This window comes from Salinimicrobium oceani, from assembly GCF_012037645.1.
Map to the genome: position 1 here is coordinate 1 of NZ_JAAVJR010000677.1, position 441 is coordinate 441.

Below are 441 nucleotides of genomic sequence, written 5' to 3' on the forward strand. Positions count from 1 at the left end.
GAACCTGTAAGAAAATGATTCGTACTATCGGTAAGGTAAAACTGAGCCTGGGATGCGGCATCTCCCGTGACTTCATAGAACATACCATAGGTACGGTTAAGGTCATTGGTATAACGGGAACCTTCAATGGCATCTGCCTTAATAGTATGCCGTAAGGGCAGTTTTTGAGCATCAGCCAGTAAAGAGTCCAGGTTATTCTTCACCGGTTGATAGGTAATAAAAATAGTTCCCTTTAACTCCTCATAATCAAGATTGATCCAACAGTTATTGCCTCCCCGGAGGTTTTTTGCTTCTGCATATTTGTTTTTTTCAAAGCTGTAAGCACAGTCCCGGCTGAAGGCTTCATATTCAGCTTCGGGATATTCTAAAGCGAGATAGGCATCCGGCTTTGGCTGCACCTCATCTACACAGGAGAAAAGGCTGGCAAAAAATGCAAAAAAT

1 protein-coding gene is annotated in these 441 nt (G+C 42.9%); it reads right to left on the minus strand.

Annotation, left to right across the window (positions count from 1 at the left end):
* Positions 1-441 (minus strand): gliding motility lipoprotein GldD (gldD, locus tag HC175_RS18835; RefSeq protein WP_209310101.1); only part of this gene is annotated, 441 nt, incomplete at both ends.